An 18,759-nucleotide genomic window follows, 5' to 3' on the forward strand; every position below is an offset into this window, starting at 1 on the left:
TTGATTGAGAGTACACAGCGCATAGTAGAGACGTTTTTTGCGTCTGTTCGAACAGCTTCCCGTCCAGCTTGATCTTAAATTAGCGGCGGAGGCCTAATTTAAGCCACCCGTTTGATATGAAGAGGCCCTTCCGGGGCCTCTTTTTCTATACCCGATGGCCTTGTTCCAGCTTGTCAAACATGTCCGCATAATCGTCCAAGTTCCCTCATAGACATGTATCAAGATTAGGAAAATTCATATGTGCTAAGGGGATGATACCATGCGTCGAATCACATGGGTGCTTACCATTGTGATAGCTTTCAGCATGCTGCTGGCCGCTTGCGGAAAGAAGGATTCCGCTGATGTTGTCAAGGACCTGGATCAGGTCGTGACCAAGATGGAGAGTTATGAAGGTTCGGGGACGATGACCCTTCACACGGGTGACAAGCCCCAGGAATACCGGGTGGAAGTATGGTATCAGAACCCATCTTATTACCGGATTGCGCTGACGAACGCCCAGAAGGACATCACTCAGATCGTTCTGCGCAACGACCAGGGGGTGTACGTCCTTACTCCAAGTCTCGGCAAGAGCTTCCGTTTCCAAAGCGACTGGCCTGAGAATCAGGGGCAGGTGTACCTCTATCAGACTCTTGTACGCAGTATCTTGAATGATACATCCCGCCAATTTGTAGCGGATAAGAACAGTTATGTATTTGATGTGGCAGCGAATTATAACACCCAGACTCTGGTCCGCCAGAAAATTTGGCTCAGCAAAAAGAATTATGCGCCAGAGCAGGTACAGGTCTCGGATTCCAATGCGAATGTGGTCGTGGAGGTCAAGTTCGACAAGTTCAAATTTGATGCGGCTTTTGATAAGAAGTCCTTTGATATGCAGCAAAATTTGAATGCTTCAACTCCAAATTCCAAGGGGACGGTACTCGAAGTGGATGAGAATGGACAGCTTGTGGAGAAGGTGCCTGGCGAGGGACAGAGTGCGGTTAAGGATGGGGAGGCAGCAAAGGATGGGGAAGGAGCGGATGGGAAGGAAACTTCCAAAGCGCCTGCTCTAGACGAGACATTCGGGGTCATTATGCCAACTTATATGCCTGAAGGCGTCTCGAAGAAAGAAGAGAAGGTTGTGGAAGGAAGTATGAACAGTGCCGTCCTGCTCCGTTATGACGGAACCTATCAATATACGCTGACCGAAGCGAGAGCTCTTGATAAGGCGGTCTCCCTGGCAGCTGGGGGCAAAATGGTTGATCTTGGTTTCACAGTAGGCTATTTGACCGGCGCTGACCAGGCGACTCAGACTCTGATTTGGACAGTGGACGGACTGGAATTTAATCTGACCAGTGATAACCTGCCGGTGAACGAAATGATAAAAGTTGCCGCTTCTATGCAGGAACAATCGGGTAAATAATAGGGGATAGGCGGATAACGGCTGCCGGTCGGAGTTTAAGCTCCCTCTTGGCACACCGTCTATCCGCTGTCTTTTTTTCTGCCGGACGCGGTATGGCAGGTACATGTTCTCTACAGGCAGGGCGGATTTATTTGCATAAAAAGGTTTCTCTATCGCAATTGACAGCCACTTCCCGGACCGATAACATTAGTTTATTACAGGAGTGGATTTTTCAAACTTTAGAGAAGGTGACCTCATTGCAAGTAAACTATCGACCCACCCGAGCTGAGATTAATTTGGACGCACTCGAGGCCAATTATAAGGCGTTTCGTCAGGCGCTGCCGGAAGGTATGAAGCTTCTGGCCTGTGTCAAAGCTAATGCTTATGGTCATGGTGCTGTCCAGGTTGCCAAGGAGATGGAGCGCCTGGGCGCCGATTATTTGAGTGTGGCGTTTCTGGATGAAGCTTTGGAGCTTCGGCAGGCAGGTGTTCGTATGCCGATTCTGGTGCTTGGATATGTGCCCCCGCACGGAGTGCGTACTGCTTGGGAGAACGATGTAACAATAACCTTGTTCAGTGATGAAGTGCTGGAGGCCATTCAGGAATTGAGCTCCTCAGGCATCCGGGGCAAGCTGAAGGTCCACATTAAGGTGGACTCCGGAATGGGGCGGCTTGGACTCCTGCCAGGAGAGAAGCTGATGCAGTTCATCCGCGATACCATGGCCGTTCCGCATGTCGAAGTGGAGGGCATGTTCACCCACTTTGCAACGGCAGACGAGGAAGATAAGACCTATACACTGGAGCAGTACCGACGTTTTCAGGGCGCATGTGAGGCGCTGAGGGATCACGGTTATCAAATCCCGATTATACATACGGGTAATAGTGCTGTTGCTGTAGATATGCCGCAGATTTCCTGCGATATGGTTCGTATAGGCATTTCGATATACGGACTTTATCCGTCAGCTGAAGTCGGACAGTCGAAGGTGAAGCTCAGCCCGGTATTGACGCTGAAAACTCAGATTGTATTTGTGAAGACACTGCCCGCGCATTCGGGCATCAGTTATGGCATCCGTTACACAACCGTAAGCGAAGAGAGAATAGGCACGCTGCCCATCGGGTATGCGGACGGCTACTCCCGTATGCTTACAGGCAAAGCGCAGGTTCTAATCCGCGGACGCCGCGTGCCTGTCGTGGGAACGATTTGTATGGACCAGTGTATGGTATCATTGCAGTCTTTTGCCGGGATGGCAGAGGAAATCCAAGCCGGAGAAGAGGTTGTCCTTATCGGCAGTCAGGGCGGAGAGACCATAGCCGCCGACGAGCTGGCTTCCGCGCTCGGTACCATTCACTATGAGATCATCTGCATGCTGGCTCATCGCATACCAAGGTTTTACATGCGCTCCGGATCTGTGGAGCTCGTTGTAAATCCGCTGCTTGAATCAGGACTGAGCTGATTTACGCTCCAAATTTTTTTACCGTTATGAAGGAATTAGGCGAAATCTCCCGAATATAACAAGTATCTGGAAATTGGCAAATGCTATGTACGCCATAGTTGTTTTTCGTTTATAATGGAATGCAGCATACTTGATATACAGGGAGCATATATTCCTTTGTATAAATTTCCTCGGATAATGATATACTTGTCCTAGGGAGTAAGGTCGAAAGGTTTGTGGGGGTGTAAGTAATTGGCCAATATGCAGAACACGAAAAGAATCATGATCAGCTTGCCGGATTATCTCCTGCAGGAAGTGGATGGCATCGTTGCGCTGGAGAATTCCAACCGCAGTGAACTGATTAGGCAGGCAATGAAGCTCTATTTGAACGAACGGAAGAAGCGTTACATCCGGGAGTCCATGCAGCGCGGTTATATGGAAATGGCGAAGATTAACCTGACCATGGCCTCTGAAGCGTTTCATGCGGAGGAAGATGCGGACAGCACTCTGGATCGGCTAGTAAGCGGGGTGTGAACATTGATCGTAAAGCGCGGTGATGTATTTTTTGCCGATCTCTCGCCTGTTGTCGGTTCCGAGCAGGGAGGGGTAAGACCGGTGCTTATTATCCAGAACGATATTGGGAACCGTTTTAGCCCAACGGCCATTGTTGCTGCCATCACGGCTCAAATTCAAAAAGCAAAGCTGCCTACGCATGTTGAGATTGATGCAGCTACGCATGGCTTTGACCGGGATTCCGTTATTCTGCTGGAGCAGATACGGACCATTGACAAGCAGAGATTGACCGACAAAATCACCCACCTCGATGAAGAAACCATGAAGAAGGTGGATGAGTCACTGCTTATCAGTGTGGGACTGATTGATTTCTAAACTTTAACAGATAATGATAAGAGGTGCGCCAAGGAGACTTAGGCGCATTTTTTATTTGGGTATCAGGTTGCTGGCAATATAGGCTGAAGTTTGTGATAATAAGTTACATATAGGAAGAGAAAGAGGGATTGGATTTGTCTGAGAAGGGAATTGTGATGGAAGCAGCACCACAGGAGACACTTGCGGAAGAGCAGGAACGCATCGTCAAGCAAATTGCGAAGGAACTGCAAATTTCCGTCAAACAAATACGCACGACCATAGATTTGCTTGGCGAGGGGAATACGATTCCCTTCATCGCAAGGTACCGGAAGGAAATGACCGGGGAACTGGACGAGAACCAGCTTCGGGATATTGAAGAGCGGGCCGCGTACCTTCGGGGGCTTGAGGAGCGCAAGCGTGAAGTGATCCGGATTATTGAGGAGCAGGGCAAACTCACGAAGGAGCTGGCATCCGCCATCGAGCAGGCAGCCAAGCTGCAGGAAGTGGAGGACCTGTACCGTCCATATCGGCAAAAGCGGAAAACCCGCGCAAGCGTAGCCAAGGAGAAAGGGCTTGAGCCACTCGCGGAGTGGCTGCTCTCCCAGCCGAAGAATGGCGATCTGCTTAAGGAAGCTGCCAATTACATCAATGCGGACAAGGGTGTGGAATCTGCCGAAGAAGCGGCTCAGGGCGCAATGGATATCGTGGCCGAAATGCTGGCGGATGATGCGGCGATCCGGGCCTGGGTGCGTCGGTATACGCTGGATCACGGCATGATTGACTCTGTGGCTAAGGATGCGGAGCAGGAATCCGTATATGAAATGTACTACAGCTACCGGGAGCTGGCGAAGAAAATGCCGCCGCACCGGATTCTGGCTATCAACCGCGGGGAGCGCGAGAACGTGCTGAAGGTCTCGCTGGACGTTCCGGCTGAACCGGTCCACAAGTATATGGCCGGCCAGATTATTAAAGGCTCCTCTCCGGTGGAAGCCTCGCTTCATGCCGTGATTGAGGATGCCTACAAGCGTCTGATCGCGCCATCTATTGAGCGCGAAGTCAGAGCCGAATTGACCGAGAAGGCCGAGAATCAGGCCATCTCGATCTTCTCCGGCAACCTGCGCAGCCTGCTGCTGCAGCCGCCGGTGAAGGGCAAGATGGTCCTGGGCGTGGACCCCGCCTACCGGACAGGCTGCAAGCTTGCCGCGATTGATGACACCGGCAAGCTGCTGGAGGTGGCGGTGACCTATCCGACACCGCCGCACAACAAGAAGCGCGAAGCTGCGGCCAAATTCAATGAGCTGATCGATACCTACGGCATCGAGCTCATTGTAATCGGCAACGGCACCGCTTCGCGCGAGACCGAGCAGTTCGTCGCCGAGGTTATCGCCGAACGCGGGGACCGGGACCTCGCTTACCTGATCGTCAGCGAGGCCGGAGCAAGCGTCTACTCCGCATCGAAGCTCGCGGCCGAGGAGTTCCCGGATCTTGACGTCGCCGAGCGCAGCGCGGTCTCGATCGCCCGCAGGCTGCAGGACCCGCTTGCTGAGCTCGTCAAGATTGACCCTAAGGCGATCGGCGTTGGTCAGTACCAGCATGATGTCTCCCAGAAGCATCTGGAGGAGAGCCTTAAAGCGGTGGTGGAGTCTGCCGTTAACCATGTTGGCGTGGATGTGAACACAGCCTCGCCGTCCCTGCTGTCCTACGTGTCCGGGGTCAATGCGACCACGGCCAAGAATATTGTGAAGTTCCGGGAGGAGAACGGAAAATTCACCAGCCGCAAGCAGCTTCAGAAGGTGCCGCGGCTTGGGGCGAAGACGTTCGAGCAGTGTGTAGGCTTCATGCGGATTCCAGGAGGTACTGACCCGCTCGACAGTACACCGATCCACCCGGAATCATACACTGTGGTGAACCGGCTGCTTAAGGAGCTCCAGATTGAACCTGGGCAGCTGGGTTCTAAGGAAGCAGCGGCGCGGCTTACCAGTCTTGAGGTCGAGAAGATGGCTGAGAGCCTTGGCGTGGGTGTGCCAACGCTGAAGGATATTATCGACAGCCTTCAGCGTCCTGGCCGCGATCCCCGCGAGGAGCTGCCCCTGCCGATCTTCCGGACGGACGTCCTGAAGATCGAGGATCTTGCGCCAGGCATGAAGCTTCAAGGAACGGTGCGCAACGTGATCGACTTCGGAGCTTTTGTGGACATCGGCATCAAGAGTGATGGATTGGTTCACATTTCCCAGCTGAGCAGCGGGTATGTGAAGCATCCGATGGATGTGGTCTCGGTAGGAGACAACGTCACGGTATGGGTGCTGAATGTGGATGCGAAAAAAGGCCGCGTAGGCTTGACGATGCGCGACCCTGAGAAGAATTAATTAAAACAAGAACGAATCCGCGACCGGGTTCGTTCTTTTTATATGGATTTTTTTGGAGGAAACGGATACTATGGTCCATGTGTGACCATTTTTGAGTTAGGTTGAAGGGGATAATTACATGCTGAAGAGGGTAGGTTCATGGGTAACGACAGCTGTGCTGATCACAGGTCTGCTAACAGGCTGTGAGAGTAAGGCGGATAGGCAAGCCGATGAGCTTTACAAGAAGGGAGAGGCGTATTTTACACAGGGGAAATTGGAACAGGCTATTCAGACGTACGAGCAAGTACTCAAGCTGAAAGAGAGTTCCTTGGTCAGCGGCAGGTTGAAGGAGGCGGAAGCAGAGAAAAAGGCGGTGGATTTGGTCCAAAGTTTTCAGGATGAGCTTGGCAACATATCGGCACATATCAACAGCGTATCGAGCTCTGATGAGATTATGGAACTTCTAGAACCTATACGAAGCATAACTACAGAGCTTGATTTGTACGAAACCAACAAGAACACGGAGATAGCAGGGTTTATCAAAGAACTGCAAAGTAACCCGGAATATCAGCTCTTTACTAAGGACTATGTTAGCGGAGCGACGATCCGACCACTTATATATGAAGATGCAATTATTGTTAATTCCAAAATATTCAGGGTGAAAATCATTGTTGACGATCTGCGGGAACTTGAGCTGCCGAAGAAGTATACAACGTAAAAGTTGCTAAGATACATATCTTTGTTAAAAGAAGCTGTCCAAGCGGTTGTTGGGGCAGCTTTTCTCGTACCCCCCTATATATCCCCTCTCAATGCCTGAACATAAATTCAGCGTAGGCCCTTGCATTCTCTGAATGAAAATATGATGTGTGTCTGGCCAGTTTCTTATGGATTACAGTTTTTTTCTTGGTTCTGTATTCCCCGTAAATACGAAAAGAAGCTATCCGCTGCCCTGAGGGCTTTGGATAGCTTCTGTCTTGATGATCACAGCTGACCTGCTTTGGGGTTGTTATCAGAGCGGTTGTAATAGAAGAACCAGCATTCATTCAGCAGCCGGATCTGACGACGGTCCTTTTTGTTAAATGCACGCATGATTTGATTGCAGAGCCATTTAGGCAAAAGGCTCACCCTCCTGTCGATTCCCTGTTAATATGCTTAGCATATGGGGAAAAGCCCGGAAGTGTGCAGGTCCCACCGTATTTTGCGCCGGTTATGAATTATAGAAGCTGTTCGGCTTCCTCCTCATACCATTGCTCAAGCTGAGCCTGAAGCGCACGGATTTCCGTAAGCAGGGAAATCAGAGGATAGCTGGACTCCTCAATCGCGGAGAAAGCAGCTTCAAGTGCATAAATGTACGCTAAGCCTCCGGTAATGTGATGGGTTTCTTCTAGTAGGTCGAGCCGGTCACATTCTGCTACAGCTCTAGGAAGTGCGGGAACGCTAGCTGCGGTCAGCTTGGCGATTTCCTTGTGCAATCTGAGGTTCAGCGCGCTGAGCTGGTAGGCATAATCGGCTGGCATTTCCACGAACTGCAATTCATGATTTAATTGTAAAATGACATATCGCATAGTCGGCATAGATCGGTGTGCTCCCTCCAAGTGATTCCTACTTGACAGTGTAGCGTAACAAGAAGTTAAAATTCAAGTGTGCATTGCTGACCTGCCTCAAGGTCCGAAAGGAGAATCCAAGTTGACGAATCAAGAGCTTCAAGATTGGGTGGAAAGAATATCTCTTGCCAGCTTCGGCGTGCCGTTTCGGCACAAGGCCTCATTTAATTCCAGACTAAAAACCACGGGCGGAAGATACTTCATGCGAACGCATGATATTGAGATTAACCCGCATCAGCTTGAAGCTTTTGGCCCAGAGGAAGTGGAGAAGATCATTAAACATGAACTGTGCCACTATCATCTTCACCTGGCAGGCAGAGGTTACCAGCACAAGGATGCGGATTTCAAGATGCTGCTTAGGCAAGTGGATGGAAGCCGCTACTGCCAGTCCCTGCCGGGGAATTCAGGCCGCAGAACGCTGCCATATCGCTACAAGCTAGTGTGCACCCAGTGCGAAATGGAATATTTCCGTAAACGCAAAGTGGACCCGAAGCGATACCGGTGCGGCCGATGCTCAGGCAGCTTGAAGATGGGAGTAATTTGATCAGATGGACACATCTGATTTCTGTTATACTGGAGTTAATACAACTGAAGGAGAGGATTGCATTGGCGAAATCAAGTGCTAAGAAGCACCGGGATAAGCTGGCCCGGGAAGGAAGACGGAATCCGGAAGCAGGTCGCAGCCCGTTTGCTTTTGCGGATATGAGAACAAGGAAGACAAAGACTAAACAGGAAATTAAATCTTTGATCAAACACAAGAACCGGATTTCCGCAGGTGGAGATGATGGTTCTTTTTATTTATACATAACTTCGTAATCATAAGTGGGCATGTCTGACATATACATAGAAACGGGAACGTAAAAGGAACTAACCTGGGGAGAGGAGAGCCGGTCCGAAGGAGTATTAAGCGGCATGGAGGCGAGGCACATGAGTGCTGAACTGCTCATTCAACTGCTGGTGCTCATCATTATGATTATCGGGCTGGATCGCCACAGAAAGGATTCCTGATGTTTCCAATCCAAAGACCTGGCCAAGCGGCCGGGTCTTTCCATGTTATTGGAGGTACCCAATATTTACAAACACGAAATTCATTAGGTGAACTTGACTTGGATGCGCTGACATGATAAATTAATTGGTATATACAATATTGTTCCCTGATAGCTCAGTTGGTAGAGCACTCGACTGTTAATCGAGTTGTCACAGGTTCGAGTCCTGTTCGGGGAGCCATTTTTATTTGGAGAGATACCCAAGTGGCTATAAGGGGACCCTCTGCTAAGGGGTTAGACTGCGTAAGTGGTGCGAGGGTTCGAATCCCTCTCTCTCCGCCATAATTCTAATAATGACACGGGGACTTCTGATAACCAGAAGTCCCCGTTTTTGTTGTGTGTAGAGTGGTGAGATTAAGGCCGCAGGCTTAAGAAAAGCTCTCATGGTGCGTATAGTGTACACAAAAGGCCACTTCTTAAGGAAAGTGGCCTTTTTATAATGCTGTGCTGTCACTTTGTAGTGTCTGTACAGCCTCTTAGTGTTTGTGTATTCATTTTGTAGTGTTCGCGCTGTCTCTTCATAGTATCCGTGAGGCCTCTTCGTGTCCGGTGAAGTCACATGGTTAGTACGGCTCTGCCTGATGGCCTTCCTGTTCAGCCTGCTGCACGGCCTGATCCGCGGCTTCTGTGCTCAATCGTCCGCTAGTATCTTGGCCCCGCACCGCTTCTAACCCGTCAGCCACACGGCGGCCATACTCCTGATCTGCTTCGGTGAAGTATTGGATCATCTGGTTCTGGATGTGGGGCTTGCACAGCTGTAGATTGGCTACAAGATTGCGGATGAGCTCATCTTGTTCCCAAGGCTCAAATTGTCTATATGTTTCGCCGGCTTGACCGAAATCATTGGGACGTTCAATCTTTTGCCGGGTAAGCCTGTCGTTGTATCTTGGTTCATGGTCCTTGCCCTTCTTGGGAGCTTCAATTAATCCGCCAAGGGAGGACGGCTCGTAATTGACATGCGGGTTCTGACCTGGAGCTAAGTCCACATGGTACTGCATCTGTCCGCCTCTTTGATTCGTGGCCACGGCTTTACGCGGCGCGTTAATCGGCAGTTGGAGATAGTTGGTGCCAACCCGGTGTCTTTGAGTATCAGAGTAGGAGAAGGTGCGTCCCTGCAGCAATTTATCATCGGAGAAATCCAGCCCGTCCACAAGTACGCCGGTACCAAAAGCGGCCTGCTCCACCTCACTGAAATAATCCTGGGGATTCTTGTTCAGGACCAGCTTACCTACCGGAAGAAAAGGGAACTTGTCGGTTGGCCATAGCTTGGTGGGGTCAAGCGGGTCGAAGTCGAGCTCAGGATGCTCGTCATCACTCATAATCTGTACATTTAATTCCCACTCGGGATAATCACCGCGTTCAATAGCCTCATATAAGTCTTGAGTTGCGTGCTCTGTCGTTTTGGATTGTATTTCATCGGCTTCCTGTTGAAGAAGGTTCTTGATGCCCTGCTTCAGTGGTTCCCAATGGTATTTGACCAGTACGGCCTCGCCTTCCTGATTAACCCACTTGTAGGTGTTTACCCCTGAGCCTTGCATCTGACGATAATTTGCAGGGATTCCCCATGGGGAGAACATGAAAGTAAACATGTGGGTGGCTTCCGGGCTTTGGGAGAGGAAATCAAACATCCGCTCAGGATCATTCAGATTGGTCACCGGGTCCGGACGGAAGGCCTGTACCATATCGGGAAACTTAAGGGGATCACGGATAAAGAAAATTTTCAGATTGTTGCCTACCAGGTCCCAGTTCCCATCCTCCGTATAAAATTTAATGGCAAAACCCCGCGGATCACGCAGCGTTTCGGAGGAATGTCCCCCGTGGATCACTGTAGAGAAACGCACAAATACAGGTGTTGTTTTGCCTGGCTCCTGGAAGAGCTTGGCGCGTGTATATTTAGCAACTGGCTCATCGCCAACCTTGCCATATGTCTCAAAGTAACCGTGGGCACCGGCTCCACGGGCATGCACGACCCGTTCGGGGATTTTGCCACGGTCGAAGTGGGATATTTTCTCAAGGAAATGATAATTCTCCAAGGTTACTGGTCCTCGGCTGCCGACGGTACGTACATTCTGATTGTCAGTTATCGGATGTCCTTGTCGGTCGGTCAGAGTCATTTCTAACGGATCACGTGCCTCATTGCTGGAATCTGGATTCAATGTTTTCACTCCTTATGATATTCAGTCTCGGCTGCACTATTATTTCCACCAAATCTAGGTTTATCCAGTCACTCTGGGGCAGGGGAGAGTGTGTATAAAAAATTAAAAAAAGTGCTTGTCAGCTTGTTTTGTTTTTGATATACTCATTTTTGTTGTCACATTGAAGACATCATCAAGCATGGCCCGTTGGTCAAGGGGTTAAGACACCTCCCTTTCACGGAGGTAACAGGGGTTCGAATCCCCTACGGGTCACCACTTTCATTAAACAGCTTCAAGTGGGGATGAGAACCCATCAGGGTTCGTCGGAGCATTCGCTTCGGTAGGATTACATCGCAGTCTCGTTCGCAGAACGAGTATCCCCTACGGGTCACTTTCTTTAACACTCCGATTTGGGGATGAGAACCCATCAGAGTTCGCCTGTTCAAATTGAGAGCCATTAGCTCAGTTGGTAGAGCACCTGACTTTTAATCAGGGTGTCGAAGGTTCGAGTCCTTCATGGCTCACCATTTAACTTTATATGCGGTCGTGGTGGAATGGCAGACACGCTATCTTGAGGGGGTAGTGGGCGTACGCCCGTGGAGGTTCGAGTCCTCTCGACCGCATAGAGCAAGAGAGATCCCGTAATGGGATCTTTTTTCGTTATTACATTAATGTTTATTTACCGATGGGGGCCGGGGCGGTTTTATATTTTTTAATAAGTGATTAATTTCCACTTTACAATTCAGCTCTGTATCTATATAATATAAAATGTTCGCTTGAAAAATAGTGATTCAACCCACGAGCGGTCGTGGTGGAATGGCAGACACGCTATCTTGAGGGGGTAGTGGGTGTATACCCGTGGAGGTTCGAGTCCTCTCGACCGCATAACAGCTAAATAAGAGAACAGTCGCTCTGTTGAACAGAGAGGCTGTTCTTTTTTTGCGTTAATAAAAAAAGCTTCCATAGCACACGAGAGGTTAACTTAGTCGGATGCCGCCTATCGCTAATGCTGGCGATTTGAACTAAGTATTCTTTTCCCTCTGTGATCTATGGAAGCTGAATGAAAATGCTGCAATTAGGAAATAGTCTGAATAAGCAGGAATAAGTTAAGTGCAATAATAATGGCTGTAACTGTCCAGGCCAGAATGTTAATCCATGTCTTGTTGGCGAATTCGCCCATTTTAGTCTTGCTGCCGGTGAATTTCACAAGCGGAACCACTGCAAATGGCAGCTGCAGGGACAAGATGACCTGACTGAAGATCAACAAGTCCTGTACTCCGGAATCACCGTACAGAGCGGTAACAATGACAGCCGGCACTATGGCGATCAGCCTGGTGATCAGACGCCGGAGCCAAGGCTTCAGCCGAAGGTTGATGAATCCTTCCATGACGATCTGACCCGCAAGTGTACCTGTTAACGTTGAGTTCTGTCCTGAAGCGAGCAAAGCTACTGCAAACATCACACTTCCAAGCGTAGTTCCCACAATAGGTGTCAAAAGGTGGTAAGCATCCCCGATGTCTGTAACCTCCGTTAGCCCACTGGAATGAAAAGCGGCCGCAGATACGATCAGGATCGCTGAGTTGATAAATAGAGCAAAGGTCAAAGCAATTGTGGAGTCCCACGTCATATATTTAATCGCTTGGCGTTTCCCTATCTGTGACTGGTCGAACTGGCGCGTCTGAACGATGGAGGAGTGCAAGTACAGATTATGCGGCATGACGGTAGCCCCCAGTATGGCAATGGCGACATACAGCATTTGCGGATTGCTGATGATCTCACTGCTTGGGATGTACCCGCTAAGCACGCTTCCCATATCGGGACCTGTCAGGAACAGGTCAATTCCGAAGCAGACGGCAATCGTGGCAATAAGCACGATGATGAGCATCTCAAGAAACCGGAATCCCTTGTTCTGCAGAATTAATATAAGCAGCACATCCACCGCGGTGATAATCACACCGTAGATCAAGGGCAGGCCGAACAGCAGGTTGAGCGCAATAGCAGTGCCGATAACCTCAGCAAGATCGCATGCAGCGATGGCAAGCTCACAGAGAATCCAGAGCAGGTACACAACGGGCTTTGAATAGCTGTCCCTGCAGGCTTGAGCCAAGTCCCTTCCTGTCACAATGCCAAGCTTGCCGGCAAGCGACTGAAGGAGCACTGCCATCAGATTCGAGATTAGAATTACGGCAAGCAGCGTATATCCGAACCGGGACCCGCCTTCAATATCTGTAGCCCAGTTGCCGGGATCCATATATCCGACGGCCACCATGTATCCAGGACCTGCAAATGCCAGGAACTTCTTGAACCAGTTGGCGTTCTTGGGAATCCGAAGGGAGCGGTGCGCCTCCGGAAGTGACGGGAGCCCCTGCTGAGATCTCCAGCCAGGCAGCCTTCCGGCTATATTTTCTTGAATCTCTTCCATAGGAATTCACACCTTTATTAGTAAATTTGGTTTTGATGATTTTATCTTTCACCAATATTGTACACCTACAATAGTTTTTGTCTAGGGAAACTTTTTGGTGGAAACGCTTTATCTGAAAAAAATATTTTTTGTACTGTCGAATTTTTGACCAGGCTTTTGACCGATATTCATATGTATGCCACCCTTGGTTAAAAGGCTACTTGCCTCATGCGCAATTTAGGTCACTGCGGCTACCTGACGGCTTATACGTTCATCTGATGCACAGTATCACGCTTAGTTGACATGCCGCCCAAAATTATTTAATATGTCTAAGTACAAAAATGATCGAAATTTGAATGAACGGGTGATGAGCATTGTCTTACAGACCAATTGTTGAGAACGTGACCGAAGCCAGCAGCAACAAGAAGGATGGCTTGTACGAATTTATTGTCAAAATGGTCGATGGAACTGAGTGCCGAGTGTTCTATCATCGCTATCCCGAGTGGAAGCTTACCAACATCAGCCGTCTTCAGAAGAATCCGTGTCCAGTTTGCCGCAAAGATTTTATATGCAAATGCATGGATAACTTTACTGCGGACATTGGAAACCAAATTGCCGAAGGCAAATACTTGGAGAAGGCAGAAGCGAACTAAACACACAGCTTTAAGCACATAAAACGAGGTACGGGGCTAACCCGTGCCTTTTTTATATAAGTAGCGTATGCTTATTATTATATTCCTTATACTTTTAACCAATTATCTGTATAATTTGGCACTTAGTTAAACGGATTCCATGAGTTAAGGGGATGAACGTGATGAGTCAATCTCCGGAAGAATTGCAGGAGAAGCCTGTGGTTCTGATAGACGGCGTGTGCCATCTGTGTCAGGGGGTAACAAAGTTTCTGATCAAGCGGGACAAGAAGGCGCATCTCAGGTTTTGCTCGATGCAGTCAGCGTCTGGGCAGAGGCTGCTCTCACAGGGTGGACTATCTCCGGCTTCCTTTAACACCTTCGTTCTGATTGAGGAGGGGCGTTATTATACCCGGTCTACAGCAGCTCTCCGGCTTGCCCGGCTGCTGCCTTTTCCTTGGCCGCTCTTCTATTTGTTGATCATGGTTCCCCGGATTCTGCGAGATGCTATGTATAACTTGATTGCCCGCAACCGTTACCGCTGGTTCGGGAAGGACGAAGCCTGTATGATTCCAACCCGGGAAATCCGGGACCGCTTTCTGGATTGATTTCTTAGTTATATTCATATATTGGGACTTGCTACGCTTGGACAGGTATGTTATTCTAACTGTAAAAATAAGGAACAACGGAAACGGAAGCACCGTTCAACAGCCGAATTACCGGCTATTGGACGGTGCTTTTTTGCGTTTTCCGAAGGGGGATGAAGTGATGGTTCCTGTAAGGGTAGTGCTGGCCGTGCAGGATGAATGTTATATTGAGCCGTTTCTGCATTATGTCAATACCAGCAGCTTCAACGACAGGATGAAAGTGATGGCTTTCAGCAAACCCGACGCATTCTTGCAGCGGATGTCCATGTTAGACGACCGTCCGGATGTGGTGTTGGCGGAATCACAGTTCTTAGATGCATGGAACCCGCCTGGAGGCCGGACTGTGACCGTTCTGTATTTAGTGGAGGGTAATCAAGAGCTTAGGGACGGGGAGAATCATGTGTACAAATACCAGCCGCTTCATGAGCTGCTGACTTCTGTTCTGGCTTCAGTGAGCAGCAGGGGAAATGAGCTTGTACATTCCTCAGATGGCAGTACGGCGGTTATCGGGGTCTATTCGGTGACTGGCGGAAGCGGCAAGACTACCGTGGCCCTGCATTTGGTGAAGCAGCTTAGCGCTGAAGGCTACCGCGTGATGTATCTAAATCTGGAGACGGTGAGCGGTCCTCTGCCGGGAAGTGCGGCGAGATTTGGAGGTGAGGGGCCGGGACTAGCCCGTCTTCTCTACGATCTGCAGTCATCTGCGGATAGAGGAGAGCCGCTTGCTGGTTCGTTAGCCGGATATGTCAGCAGGGACTCCTTGCTGCAGGCAGAGGTATTCGAACCTCTGACTAATTTGTATGAACTGCTTGAATTGGACAGAGAGAGCACGGTGAACTTGCTTGAATATTTGTCAGCCAGCGGAGGTTATGACTTTATTGTTGTGGATACGGACAGCTATCCATGCGGCCGGACGGAAGCAGTGCTCGACTTCTGCGACCAATTGGTCTGGCTGACTGTGGATGAGATCGATCCGGTCCAAAGGACAGAGCGCTGGCTGCAGCATCTGGAGCGAACAAATGCGGATTTGCATTCCCGGCTGCTGCATAAATCCGTGTTCACCATCAACCGGAGTCTGGGGACACGGGTTCACAGCATGCCGCTTGAGCAGATTGTGAGCTATCGAACGCTGCCCTATATTCCTGCGTGGAAGCAGAAGACATCATGGGAAGCTGTGCTGCATACTCCTGACTACCAGCGCGACATGATGAAGCTCTGCCGGCACATTACACAAAGGGCCGGTGCTGATCCTGATTCTGCCGGAGGAAGGGCATGGTGACCGGCGCATGGTTCAATCAGCTGCGAAGCGAAATCCGTGCGAGTCTGGATGTAACCTCGAGCATGAGTGACGAGGAGCTGCAGAGTCATATTGAACGCCGGATTCTGCTTAATGAGCAGGTGCAGGAATTTACGGCAGCTGAGAAAAGAAGGCTTATCCGGCGGATCTATGACTCTTTCCGCGGGCTGGATGTGCTTCAGCCGCTGGTGGAGGATAAGACGATAACGGAGATTATGATTAACAGCGACCAGGAGATTTTTGTGGAGAGACAAGGACAAGTGAGCCGTCTTGATCTGAAGTTTGAATCCAGGGAAAGGCTGGAGGATATTATCCAGCTGATTGTGTCCGGCGTGAACCGGGTTGTGAATGAATCTTCGCCAATTGTGGATGCGCGCCTTAAGGATGGGTCCAGGGTCAATGTGGTACTGCCTCCTGTGGCACTCAAAGGGCCAACGCTTACGATCCGCAAGTTTCCGGAGAAGCCGATGACCATGGACGATATTGTGGCCACAGGCTCGCTTAGCGAAGAGGCCTCTCTGCTGCTGAAGGATTTGGTCCGCAGCAAATACAATATTTTTGTCAGCGGGGGTACGGGCTCGGGTAAAACAACTTTCCTGAATGCTTTATCACAGTACATCCCGGCCGAAGAACGGGTCATTACCATTGAGGATTCCGCAGAGCTGCAAATCACTACGGTGCCTAATCTGGTCTCATTGGAGACACGCAATTCCAATACGGAAGGCAAAGGGGAAATTTCGGTTAGAGATCTGATCCGCTCTTCCCTGCGGATGCGGCCCAACCGGATTGTGGTCGGGGAAGTGCGCGGCCATGAGGCTCTGGATATGCTGCAGGCGATGAACACCGGCCATGACGGTTCACTTTCAACTGGGCATTCGAACAGCACTGCAGATATGATCAGCAGGCTTGAGACGATGGTGTTGAGCGGAGCTGATCTGCCTATCCAGGTGGTACGCCAGCAGATCAGCTCGGCAATAGATATCTTTGTGCATCTGTCGAGGATGAGAGACCGTTCCAGACGGGTGACCGAGATCTGTGAGGTGATCGGGATGAAGGATGGAGAAGTCGTGTTGAATCCCCTCTATATTTTTGAGGAAGTCGGAGAAGAGAACGGGAGAATTGTGGGAGGGCTTGTCTCTACAGGAAGCTCCCTGCAGCATACGGCTAAGCTGAGTATGGCCGGTTTCAAGGTTGAACAGCACAGCGGAGGGAGGATGGCTTATGAGGCAGCAAGGATGGTCCAATCCGGCTAAGGCTCCAACCGCAGTCTCAACCCCGGCCCTGCCGGACTATAAAGTTATGGTGCTTACACCCCGTCAACGATTGAGCAGCATTCTTGCTGGCGGGTTCGTGATGTATTTGATAGGATATATATTTTTTCAAACCTGGTATTTGGCTCTTGGGGTGGGGTTAGCAGGGTTGTATACCCCCAAATACTGGGGCAGACACCTCCTAGCCCGGAGAAGGAGCGCCCTGACGCTGCATTTCAAGCAAGCGCTCTATTCGCTTTCTTCCTCTCTGGCGGCTGGCCGTTCTGTCGAGAACGGCTTCCGGGAAGCCATCGCGGATTTGCGGCTGCTGTATCCTGATGCGCGCAACGATCTTATACAAGAACTGCACATCATCTGCACCCGCATGGAGTACGGACAGCCGATCGAGGAAGCGCTCCAGGACTTCAGCAACCGGGCGGGAATTGAAGATATTACGAATTTCGCGGATGTATTCACCACCTGTAAAAGAACAGGCGGGGATCTGGTGGAGATCGTAAGGCGGACCTCTTCAATCATTAGCGAGAAGCTGGATATTAGCCAGGAGATCTCGGTCATGATAGCCCAGAAGCGGTTTGAATCGAGAGCGCTTCTGGGGGCTCCTGTGTTTTTCCTTTTATTCATGAATGTCTCATCCCCTGATTATATGCAGCCGCTATATAGTGGGTTCGGCCTGGTTATCTCCGGGATTGCACTGCTGATGTTCGCCGGGTGCTTCTGGCTGATCAATAAAATCATGAGCATCCGGATATAGGAGGCGTGCAAAATTGGTGATTTGGATAATGATCTTAGCTGCTCTAATCATTAGTTGGGTGCTGCTGTATTATCGTGCGGCAGGCACTTACCGGAACTGCCAACAACTGCGGATGGATGGGCTCAGATTGCAGAGGCTGGCCCCGCCCATGCTGCTTTTGCTGGAGAAGAGCAGGTTTACGTTGCGCTTTCCAATGTTCTTCTTCAAGGTGCAGCGTTCGGTTCAAAAGATGACAGGTGAGCGTAGGGTAGGAGATTACACGTTGATCTTTCTGGCTGAGATGCTGTCCTACTCATGGATTCTTCTCACCAGCGGCTGCTTACTCGCCATTCTTATGGAAGGGGATTCCGCCGGATTTGGTATAGGGGTGATGCTGGCTGTTGTCATTCCTGCCGTATTGATCGCTGAGCTTCATAAAAAGGTGGTTCGGCGGGAGCAAGATATCATCCTCGAACTCCCGGAACTGCTGAACAAACTAATTTTGCTTGTGGGTGCAGGGGAGACTGTTCAACGGGCTATTCAGCAGTGTGTTGGCCGGAAACAGGATGAGACATCTCACCCCTTATACCGTGAGTTATCCCAAGTGACACGTGAGGTGGAGAGTGGTTATTCATTTCAGCAGGCTCTGGAGAGCTTCAGCAAACGCTGTGGGATTCAGGAGGTGTCGGCTTTTACAACGGCGGTCCTGCTCAATTTCCGCCGCGGAGGAAGTGATTTCGCGCTGTCTTTGCGGGATTTGTCCCACTCCTTGTGGGAGAAGCGGAAGGCGGTCAGCCGCACGAGAGGAGAACAGGCATCTTCCAAGCTTGTATTCCCTATGGTGCTGTTGTTCTTGATCATTGTAATTTTGGTGGGAACCCCGGCTTTTATGGCTATGGGTTTGTAGGGGATAGATTATGGATTGGTGGTTGTGAATTGCGGACTGTGAATCGTGAATCGTGGACTTTGGACTGTG

18 protein-coding genes and 6 tRNA genes are annotated in these 18,759 nt (G+C 50.1%); 20 read left to right on the forward strand and 4 right to left on the reverse strand.

Features of this window, described 5'->3' with window-relative positions:
- Nucleotides 1–259: 259 nt before the first annotated feature.
- From BN6628_RS05570 to BN6628_RS05595, 6 genes are all read left to right on the forward strand, one after another.
- Nucleotides 260–1,399 (forward strand): LolA family protein, encoded by a 1,140-nt coding sequence (locus BN6628_RS05570; RefSeq protein WP_068615395.1) that lies wholly within the window; start codon nucleotides 260–262, stop codon nucleotides 1,397–1,399.
- 236 nt (nucleotides 1,400–1,635) lie between these two features.
- Complete coding sequence (alr, locus tag BN6628_RS05575; RefSeq protein ID WP_068615397.1) at nucleotides 1,636–2,832, forward strand: alanine racemase; 1,197 nt, start codon at nucleotides 1,636–1,638, stop codon at nucleotides 2,830–2,832.
- Nucleotides 2,833–3,063: 231 nt separating this feature from the next.
- Nucleotides 3,064–3,345, forward strand: coding sequence for a CopG family ribbon-helix-helix protein (locus BN6628_RS05580; protein WP_068615399.1), 282 nt, complete (start codon nucleotides 3,064–3,066; stop codon nucleotides 3,343–3,345).
- Between the two features lie 3 nt (nucleotides 3,346–3,348).
- Complete coding sequence (locus BN6628_RS05585) at nucleotides 3,349–3,699, forward strand: type II toxin-antitoxin system PemK/MazF family toxin (RefSeq protein WP_068615401.1); 351 nt, start codon at nucleotides 3,349–3,351, stop codon at nucleotides 3,697–3,699.
- A 155-nt stretch (nucleotides 3,700–3,854) separates the two neighbouring features.
- Complete coding sequence (locus BN6628_RS05590) at nucleotides 3,855–6,044, forward strand: Tex family protein (RefSeq protein ID WP_068622022.1); 2,190 nt, start codon at nucleotides 3,855–3,857, stop codon at nucleotides 6,042–6,044.
- 118 nt (nucleotides 6,045–6,162) lie between these two features.
- Nucleotides 6,163–6,741 (forward strand): outer membrane protein assembly factor BamD, encoded by a 579-nt coding sequence (locus BN6628_RS05595; protein ID WP_068615403.1) that lies wholly within the window; start codon nucleotides 6,163–6,165, stop codon nucleotides 6,739–6,741.
- A gap of 263 nt (nucleotides 6,742–7,004) precedes the next feature.
- Here the strand turns inward: BN6628_RS05595 and cmpA are convergent, their stop codons facing one another.
- Together cmpA and BN6628_RS05600 are read right to left on the reverse strand one after the other, a co-directional pair.
- Nucleotides 7,005–7,139 (reverse strand): cortex morphogenetic protein CmpA, encoded by a 135-nt coding sequence (gene cmpA / locus BN6628_RS25895; RefSeq protein ID WP_089153535.1) that lies wholly within the window; start codon nucleotides 7,137–7,139, stop codon nucleotides 7,005–7,007.
- 98 nt (nucleotides 7,140–7,237) lie between these two features.
- A complete protein-coding gene (locus BN6628_RS05600) occupies nucleotides 7,238–7,597 on the reverse strand; it encodes a hydrolase/acyltransferase (RefSeq protein ID WP_068615406.1) in 360 nt (119 codons plus the stop codon).
- A gap of 112 nt (nucleotides 7,598–7,709) precedes the next feature.
- Between BN6628_RS05600 and BN6628_RS05605 the strand changes: the two genes are divergently transcribed.
- The 4 genes from BN6628_RS05605 (at nucleotide 7,710) to BN6628_RS05620 (ending at nucleotide 8,955) form a co-directional block, all read left to right on the forward strand.
- A complete protein-coding gene (locus tag BN6628_RS05605) occupies nucleotides 7,710–8,171 on the forward strand; it encodes a SprT family protein (RefSeq protein ID WP_068615408.1) in 462 nt (153 codons plus the stop codon).
- 62 nt (nucleotides 8,172–8,233) lie between these two features.
- The gene (locus BN6628_RS05610) at nucleotides 8,234–8,443 is read left to right on the forward strand and encodes a hypothetical protein (RefSeq protein WP_068615410.1); all 210 of its coding nucleotides are present in this window, start codon (nucleotides 8,234–8,236) and stop codon (nucleotides 8,441–8,443) included.
- A gap of 335 nt (nucleotides 8,444–8,778) precedes the next feature.
- A tRNA-Asn gene (locus BN6628_RS05615) sits at nucleotides 8,779–8,854 on the forward strand.
- A 9-nt stretch (nucleotides 8,855–8,863) separates the two neighbouring features.
- A tRNA-Ser gene (locus tag BN6628_RS05620) sits at nucleotides 8,864–8,955 on the forward strand.
- A gap of 281 nt (nucleotides 8,956–9,236) precedes the next feature.
- Here BN6628_RS05620 and BN6628_RS05625 read toward each other — a convergent pair.
- Nucleotides 9,237–10,787 carry a catalase gene (locus tag BN6628_RS05625; protein WP_082927084.1) on the reverse strand — a complete coding sequence of 517 codons (1,551 nt, stop codon included), beginning with the start codon at nucleotides 10,785–10,787 and terminating at the stop codon, nucleotides 9,237–9,239.
- A 222-nt stretch (nucleotides 10,788–11,009) separates the two neighbouring features.
- On the opposite strand from BN6628_RS05625, the gene BN6628_RS05630 reads away from it, so the two are divergent.
- From BN6628_RS05630 to BN6628_RS05650, 4 genes are all read left to right on the forward strand, one after another.
- Nucleotides 11,010–11,084 (forward strand) — tRNA-Glu (locus BN6628_RS05630).
- A gap of 175 nt (nucleotides 11,085–11,259) precedes the next feature.
- Nucleotides 11,260–11,335: transfer RNA gene (locus BN6628_RS05640), tRNA-Lys, on the forward strand.
- A gap of 13 nt (nucleotides 11,336–11,348) precedes the next feature.
- Nucleotides 11,349–11,431: transfer RNA gene (locus BN6628_RS05645), tRNA-Leu, on the forward strand.
- A 179-nt stretch (nucleotides 11,432–11,610) separates the two neighbouring features.
- A tRNA-Leu gene (locus tag BN6628_RS05650) sits at nucleotides 11,611–11,693 on the forward strand.
- Nucleotides 11,694–11,883: 190 nt separating this feature from the next.
- On the opposite strand, the gene BN6628_RS05655 is transcribed toward BN6628_RS05650, so the two are convergent.
- Complete coding sequence (locus BN6628_RS05655) at nucleotides 11,884–13,230, reverse strand: Nramp family divalent metal transporter (RefSeq protein ID WP_082926809.1); 1,347 nt, start codon at nucleotides 13,228–13,230, stop codon at nucleotides 11,884–11,886.
- 353 nt (nucleotides 13,231–13,583) lie between these two features.
- Here BN6628_RS05655 and BN6628_RS05660 point away from each other — a divergent pair, with 353 nt between their 5' ends.
- From BN6628_RS05660 to BN6628_RS05685, 6 genes are all read left to right on the forward strand, one after another.
- Nucleotides 13,584–13,862, forward strand: a complete 279-nt coding sequence (locus BN6628_RS05660; RefSeq protein ID WP_068615416.1) for a hypothetical protein — start codon at nucleotides 13,584–13,586, stop codon at nucleotides 13,860–13,862.
- A gap of 161 nt (nucleotides 13,863–14,023) precedes the next feature.
- Nucleotides 14,024–14,446 (forward strand): thiol-disulfide oxidoreductase DCC family protein, encoded by a 423-nt coding sequence (locus BN6628_RS05665; protein ID WP_068615418.1) that lies wholly within the window; start codon nucleotides 14,024–14,026, stop codon nucleotides 14,444–14,446.
- A gap of 160 nt (nucleotides 14,447–14,606) precedes the next feature.
- Nucleotides 14,607–15,764 (forward strand): nucleotide-binding protein, encoded by a 1,158-nt coding sequence (locus BN6628_RS05670; RefSeq protein WP_068615419.1) that lies wholly within the window; start codon nucleotides 14,607–14,609, stop codon nucleotides 15,762–15,764.
- A complete protein-coding gene (locus BN6628_RS05675) occupies nucleotides 15,758–17,035 on the forward strand; it encodes a TadA family conjugal transfer-associated ATPase (protein WP_068615421.1) in 1,278 nt (425 codons plus the stop codon). Before BN6628_RS05670 ends, BN6628_RS05675 begins: the two co-directional genes overlap by 7 nt.
- Nucleotides 17,004–17,804 (forward strand): type II secretion system F family protein, encoded by an 801-nt coding sequence (locus tag BN6628_RS05680; RefSeq protein WP_068615423.1) that lies wholly within the window; start codon nucleotides 17,004–17,006, stop codon nucleotides 17,802–17,804. Before BN6628_RS05675 ends, BN6628_RS05680 begins: the two co-directional genes overlap by 32 nt.
- Nucleotides 17,805–17,817: 13 nt before the next feature.
- Nucleotides 17,818–18,690, forward strand: a complete 873-nt coding sequence (locus BN6628_RS05685; RefSeq protein WP_068615425.1) for a type II secretion system F family protein — start codon at nucleotides 17,818–17,820, stop codon at nucleotides 18,688–18,690.
- The last annotated feature ends 69 nt before the right edge of the window (nucleotides 18,691–18,759 follow it).

Origin of the sequence: Paenibacillus tuaregi, assembly GCF_900086655.1 — a bacterium.
Taxonomy (GTDB): Bacteria; Bacillota; Bacilli; order Paenibacillales; family Paenibacillaceae; genus Fontibacillus; species Fontibacillus tuaregi.